The organism is Flavobacterium degerlachei (assembly GCF_900106645.1).
Taxonomy (GTDB): domain Bacteria; phylum Bacteroidota; class Bacteroidia; order Flavobacteriales; family Flavobacteriaceae; genus Flavobacterium; species Flavobacterium degerlachei.
On the sequence record NZ_FNMV01000010.1, the window covers coordinates 159,666 to 165,919 of the forward strand.

A 6,254-nucleotide genomic window follows, 5' to 3' on the forward strand; every position below is an offset into this window, starting at 1 on the left:
AACATTTGAACGAAAGAATAATCGAGCTCATAGACATCGCTCCAAAAGAATTTTGGGGCGCTCAAGACACTCATCTTGAAACAATTAAAAAATACTATCCAAAACTTAAGATTGTTGCTAGAGGAACTACATTAAAAGCTTTTGGAGAAAAAGAAATTCTGGACGAGTTCGAAAAACGTTTTCAACGGTTAATGCTTCATTTTACCCGCTATAACACAATAGATAACAATGTAATTGAGCGGGTTATTTTAGGTGACAGTCAAGACGACAGGAGAACTCTCGTTAATGATAAGATTCTTGTGCATGGAGTAGGTGGCAAAATAATAAAAGCCATGACTCCTAACCAACAATTGTTAGTTGATGCCATAAATAAAAATGATATGGTTTTTGCTGTTGGTCCTGCGGGAACAGGAAAAACCTATACAGGAGTTGCCATGGCTATCAAGGCACTGAAAGAAAAACAAGTTAAACGCATTATATTAACACGTCCTGCTGTTGAAGCCGGAGAGAATCTTGGTTTTCTTCCAGGTGATATGAAAGAGAAACTAGATCCCTATATGCAACCCCTTTATGACGCTTTGCGCGACATGTTGCCTAATGAAAAATTAGAAGATTATATTTTAAAAGGAATCATTCAAATTGCTCCATTGGCTTTCATGCGTGGAAGAACATTAGATAATGCATTTGTAATTTTGGATGAAGCCCAAAACACAACACATTCGCAAATGAAAATGTTCTTGACCCGTATGGGAAAAAGTGCGAAATTTATGGTTACTGGTGACCCAGGGCAGATTGATTTACCTAGAAGAACCATATCAGGACTTAAGGAAGCGCTGTTGATTTTGAAAGATATTGAGGGAATTGGAATTGTATATCTTGATGATAAAGACATAGTGCGTCATAGATTAGTCAAAAAAGTAATTGACGCATACAAATACACGGAAAACCCTGATTAAAGAGCATTTGCTTTTTAATGATAATCAAATTAAAATGGGGTATTAAAGCAATTATATTTAAAATACTGGTTAATAACAAAGTACAATTAACGGCCCCTTTAGGGGTCGTTCTTTATTAATAAATTATCCAATTTTTTAGGATTGTTTGCAATCGAAGTTGGATGGATACAGTTAAAAAAATTATATTAGCAAAAAATTATAATATTGAAGAGTGTAATCATAACAGGTGCTTCGGGTGGAATAGGAAAAGAGATTGCTTTGCACTTTGCCAATAATGGATGGAATGTCATTGCAACAATGCTTTGTCTGGAACATGGCAAGGAATTGCAAGGGATAAAGAACATTAGTTGCTATGTGCTTGATGTAACTTCAACAGAAAGTATACAAGCTGCCAAGAAAGAAATAATGGAAGATTTTAAAACTATAGATCTTGTCATTAACAATGCTGGTGTAGGCTATCGAAGTTTTGTTGAATTGGCTGAAGATGAGCAAATCAATAACATTGTAGATATAAATTGGCTTGGAGTAGTCAAAGTATGCCGAGCGTTCATCCCCGTATTTAGGGCTCAAAAAATGGGTCACTTCATAAATATCTCTTCCATTGCGGGACTGGTAAATTTGCCGTTAGGGAGTTTTTACCATTCAACAAAACATGCTGTAGAAAGTTTTTCTGAGTGTATGGCCTATGAGTTAATAGATTTTAATATTAGTGTTTCAACCATGCAATTTGGGAATACGCCATCCAATTTTCAAAAAAACGTGGTTAAGTCTGAATGCTCATCTTTTGGGTCTTACAATGTTTTGATGGAGAAAATTAATTTAATATTGAAAAATAAGACTGCTAAAAACACAGATTTAAAGCCTCTTATTATTCGAGAATTACTAAAAGTCGCTGAAAATCCAGCCAAAAATTTTAAGAGATATACCATAGGTTTTGATGCCAACAGTCTAAGTATGCTTAGGTCAAAAATGGGGTATCGTTTATTTGGAAGATTGATCAGACAGTCCGTTTTGAAATAGAAGTCATCTTATGAAAATTGGGTTTGACAAATTGTATTTCAGTACTTTTATAAAAAAGAATGAGATTATTAATTACGGTATTTTACTGCACTTCACTATTTTTATTTTTATGGAAAAAAGGAAGTATATAAAGATTAAATACACTGGCTATAGTAGCAGCAATTATCCACGACCTAGTCCATACCATTACAAAATCAATCGTGTTTTTTGTAGGTATATTTAATGCTGTGAGTGTAAAAGTGATAAATGCAGTTACAATGACACTGCCAAGAATAGTTTTACGCATTTGGGTTATTTTCAAAAATTGAATTCCAGTCGGTAAATTCAAGATCTGACAGATTAGCTTCGTTTAAACTATCAATAAAGGCAATATATGCTTTATTGAACAATGATTTTAATTTGCAATTATGTGATTTAAAAATGCAGGGTTTAGCATCGCAATTGATAACTGGATTTTCGTCCTGCTCCAGAAGATGGATTAAATCCCCTAAACGAATTTCTTTGGCCTTCTCAGATATTAAAATCCCTCCATTTTTTCCTCGTTTTGTCAAAACTAATTGATTTGCCGATAAAAATTGAACCACTTTAACGAGATGGTTTCGTGAGATTTTGAATTTTTCAGCTAAATCGTCCAAAGAACTTTGAGGAGTATCTTTTTTTTGATTTAGATAAATCAATACACGCATACTAAAATCGGTAAAGTGGTTTAATTTCATAAGTGTTATTTATTAATTTAAAGCTAATGATTGGGGGCCAAATTCTTCATAAAATATCGCGTCTCTAGTTACACCTAGCTCAATCAAAGATTGGAATTGTTTTTTGATAAAAAGTTCTGGCCCGCAAATATAATATTTTGCGCCATCAATAATGATTTCTTCTTTGTAAGTATGCAAATCTACTCTTCCTTCAATAGCATTGGTTTTATACTCGGGTAAGGTTTCGTAAAATACATAAGATGTCAACCAGTTTTCCTGACTATTTAATTCTTCGATAGTGTCTTTAAAAGCATGTACGTTTTCATTTCTACAACTGTGAACCCATACCGTTTTGTTTTTCTGTAGCGATACTTTATTGGCTTCGACCATACTCATCAATGGAGTCGCACCAACACCTCCACTAATAAGAACTAACGGGTTTATCGATTCTGGATCAGCGTAAAAAACACCCGCTGGAGCACTAACGTCTATCGTTTCTCCTACTTTTTTAGTGTGTAACACATTAGAAAATATTCCATCAGGAATGGCATTGATACCTTTCTCTTTTTTTACTGAAATACGGTAATACTCATTGTTAAAAGAAGTTGATATGCTATATTGTCTAGGTTGCTCGTAACCAAGTTCTGGAATAAATGTTTTAACAGAAAGATACTGTCCAGGGAAAAAATCAGCAATATCTTTTCCGTCTTCTGGCTGTAGATAAAATGATTTTACTTCGTCACTTTCTTCAACAATTTTAGCAATTGTGAATTTTCTCCAACCAAGCCAACTCCCTTTTTTTAGGCTGTCTTTTTTATACATTTCAGCTTCTATACCTATCATAATCTGTGCTAGTTCTGTATAAGCACAAGTCCAAGCTTCTAACAACTCCTCTGTTGCTGCATCAGCTAGTACTTCTTTAATAGATGCGATAAGATGGTTTCCTACGATGTCATATTGTTCTGGAGCGATGTTTAAACTGACATGCTTGTTCCCAATTGATTTTAGAACATTTATTAAAACACTAGGGTCTTCGATGTTTTCTGCATAAGCTAGTACCGCGGCTGTCAAAGCATTCTGTTGCTTTCCGCTGGCTTGGTTAGCCATATTGAATATGTTCTTTAACTCAGGATTATTGCTTAGCATTCTTTGGTAAAAATAAGTGATCAAATCATTACCATTTGATTTTAGTACAGGAACAGTCGCTTTTATTAATTCTTTTTGAATTGCATTCATGTTTATGATATTTAATTTTGACAAAGGTAGCGCAAAAAACTATATGTTATATTTTAAATACAACAATTAAAATGTTTTTATCTTTTGTTGATTTAAATTAAATACAGTTTTAGAACGAACAGTACTATAACTAGTTGATATTTACGTTTTAAATCGAATTGTTTCTGTTATGCATACTATATTTTGATTAGATTTTTTTTCTTAAACTATTCCCTAATTTTTGGGATTCTGTTCAAAATTGGATATTTTTGGGTTTATTAAAAATGACAGAGAAACCGATTAAAGTGAAAGATAAAGTAAAAGTAGTAATTAGCGATTTAGATGGTACGTTGCTAAACAAGGAACATAGAATATCAGATTATACAAAAACAGTTTTTCAGGAGCTTCACGATCAAAACTATTTAATAGTTGTAGCCACAGGACGTCACCATCTTGATGCGATGCCTATTGTAGATGGCTTGGGCTTTCCCCTTTATTTAGTTACATCAAATGGTGCGAGAATTCATTCGCCACAGAAAGAGCTTCTTTTTTCCCATGACATAGATAGTGACTCTATAAAATCAGTATTGGATTTGGGGATTGACTCAGAAATTACCACAGTATTGTTTAAGGAAAATGTTTGGCAGACCAATAGACACAATGAGGTTTTAAATAATTTTCAGACTGAATTGAATTATTTGCCAGAAGTGGTAGATTTTGCCACGGTGGAAGATTTTAGCGCTATTAAAATGTTTTTCACACATGATAGACATTCAAAATTGATGGAGTTGAGAGATCAAATTCTAAGTAAATATCCGGATCTTTTTAGTCACGCATTCAGTTTGCCGTTGTGTTTAGAATTTATGGACAAATCAGTGGATAAAAGTGTAGCGATTTCCAAGATCTTAGAAATTGAAAATTTTAATTTTGAACAAGCGATTTCCTTTGGCGATGGATATAATGATGAAAAAATGTTGAATGCGACTGCAAAAGGACTTTTGATGGGGAACTCTCCTGATAGTCTAAAAAACAAACTATTCAATCTTGAAGTGATTGCAATGAATTACGATGATGGTGTAGCAAATTATTTGGCACAAAAATTATTAAGCAAGGATATCTTGTTGGCAAAATAAGTTGTTTAACAGCTTTTTAAATATTATTTTGTTACGACTGTTATTTATTACGGCTACGATGAATGATTCTTTGCATTTCTTTCTAAAATAGTTCTAAATTTGCAGATAGAAAACAACAACACAACACAACACAACAACTATAATGAGTAATACAATTACAACCACCGACTTTAATTTTCCTAATCAAAAATCTGTTTATCGCGGTAAGGTAAGGGAAGTATACAATATCGATGATGAATTATTGGTAATGGTTGCTACTGACAGGCTTTCTGCTTTTGACGTGGTGCTACCAAAGGGGATTCCTTACAAAGGGCAAATTTTGAACCAGATTGCAACTAAATTTATGGAATTGACTGCCGACATAGTTCCAAATTGGTTAATTGCAACTCCAGATCCAAGTGTTGCAGTAGGTCATTTGTGTACTCCTTTTAAAGTTGAAATGGTAATACGTGGATATCTTTCAGGACATGCCGCTCGTGAATATGCCCTTGGGAAAAGAACAATTTGTGGAGTTTCAATGCCTGAAGGTTTAAAAGAAAATGATAAATTCCCAACACCAATTATAACTCCTACTACAAAAGCAGATAATGGAGAACATGATGCTGATATTTCTCGTGAAGATATTCTTGCAAAAGGGATAGTTTCTGAGGAAGATTATTTGGTTCTAGAAAAATATACTCGCGCTTTGTTTCAAAGAGGAACTGAAATTGCAGCAAGTCGTGGATTGATATTGGTTGATACTAAATATGAATTTGGTAAAACTAAAGAAGGAGTTATTGTTTTAATTGATGAAATTCACACCCCAGATTCTTCTCGCTATTTTTATTCAGAAGGATATCAAGAGCGTCAAGATAAAGGAGAAGAGCAAAAGCAATTGTCAAAAGAATTCGTCCGTCGTTGGTTAATTCAAAATGGCTTTCAAGGTTTAGAAGGACAACAAATTCCTGATATGAGTGATGAATATATTGAAACTGTTTCAGAACGATATATTGAGTTGTATGAAAAAATCCTTGGCGAAAAATTCGTAAAAGCAGATATTTCAAACATCAATGAACGAATTGAGAAGAATGTTCTAGCTTATCTACAAAATAGATAAATACAAAACAGATCTATATAGTAAAAAACCGCAAGCCTTGATGGGAGGGCACTGAAAAACTTCACTTATTTTGATTAGAGTCGTTTTTTAGACAATAAAAAAACGCTTATAACAGGATTTTAAAGATCCTTTATGAGCG

7 protein-coding genes are annotated in these 6,254 nt (G+C 33.5%); 4 read left to right on the forward strand and 3 right to left on the reverse strand.

The features are described 5' to 3' along the window. Positions 1-5 precede the first annotated feature (5 nt). Together BLV91_RS11640 and BLV91_RS11645 are read left to right on the forward strand one after the other, a co-directional pair. The gene (locus BLV91_RS11640; RefSeq protein WP_091433447.1) at positions 6-956 is read left to right on the forward strand and encodes a PhoH family protein; all 951 of its coding nucleotides are present in this window, start codon (positions 6-8) and stop codon (positions 954-956) included. A 204-nt stretch (positions 957-1,160) separates the two neighbouring features. Then, on the forward strand, positions 1,161-1,976 hold the full coding sequence (locus tag BLV91_RS11645) for an SDR family NAD(P)-dependent oxidoreductase (RefSeq protein ID WP_091433450.1): 816 nt from the start codon (positions 1,161-1,163) through the stop codon (positions 1,974-1,976). 82 nt (positions 1,977-2,058) lie between these two features. Here the strand turns inward: BLV91_RS11645 and BLV91_RS11650 are convergent, their stop codons facing one another. The 3 genes from BLV91_RS11650 to hmpA are packed head-to-tail and all read right to left on the reverse strand — an operon-like array spanning position 2,059 to position 3,907. Beyond that, positions 2,059-2,262, reverse strand: coding sequence for a DUF2798 domain-containing protein (locus BLV91_RS11650; RefSeq protein WP_091433452.1), 204 nt, complete (start codon positions 2,260-2,262; stop codon positions 2,059-2,061). Next, complete coding sequence (locus BLV91_RS11655; RefSeq protein ID WP_091433454.1) at positions 2,255-2,692, reverse strand: Rrf2 family transcriptional regulator; 438 nt, start codon at positions 2,690-2,692, stop codon at positions 2,255-2,257. Before BLV91_RS11655 ends, BLV91_RS11650 begins: the two co-directional genes overlap by 8 nt. Before the next feature lie 12 nt (positions 2,693-2,704). Next, positions 2,705-3,907 carry an NO-inducible flavohemoprotein gene (hmpA, locus tag BLV91_RS11660; RefSeq protein ID WP_091433456.1) on the reverse strand — a complete coding sequence of 401 codons (1,203 nt, stop codon included), beginning with the start codon at positions 3,905-3,907 and terminating at the stop codon, positions 2,705-2,707. 263 nt (positions 3,908-4,170) lie between these two features. Here hmpA and BLV91_RS11665 point away from each other — a divergent pair, with 263 nt between their 5' ends. Further along, the gene (locus tag BLV91_RS11665) at positions 4,171-5,019 is read left to right on the forward strand and encodes a Cof-type HAD-IIB family hydrolase (RefSeq protein ID WP_091433458.1); all 849 of its coding nucleotides are present in this window, start codon (positions 4,171-4,173) and stop codon (positions 5,017-5,019) included. A gap of 142 nt (positions 5,020-5,161) precedes the next feature. After that, positions 5,162-6,115 carry a phosphoribosylaminoimidazolesuccinocarboxamide synthase gene (locus tag BLV91_RS11670; protein WP_091433460.1) on the forward strand — a complete coding sequence of 318 codons (954 nt, stop codon included), beginning with the start codon at positions 5,162-5,164 and terminating at the stop codon, positions 6,113-6,115. Positions 6,116-6,254: the final 139 nt, after the last annotated feature.

Coding starts and splice junctions, on each gene's coding strand:
- BLV91_RS11650 (WP_091433452.1), bottom strand. CDS start 2,262: ATGCGTAAAACTATTCTTGGCAGTGTCATTGTAACTGCATTTATCACT.
- BLV91_RS11655 (WP_091433454.1), bottom strand. CDS start 2,692: ATGAAATTAAACCACTTTACCGATTTTAGTATGCGTGTATTGATTTAT.
- hmpA (WP_091433456.1), bottom strand. CDS start 3,907: ATGAATGCAATTCAAAAAGAATTAATAAAAGCGACTGTTCCTGTACTA.
- BLV91_RS11665 (WP_091433458.1), top strand. CDS start 4,171: ATGACAGAGAAACCGATTAAAGTGAAAGATAAAGTAAAAGTAGTAATT.
- BLV91_RS11670 (WP_091433460.1), top strand. CDS start 5,162: ATGAGTAATACAATTACAACCACCGACTTTAATTTTCCTAATCAAAAA.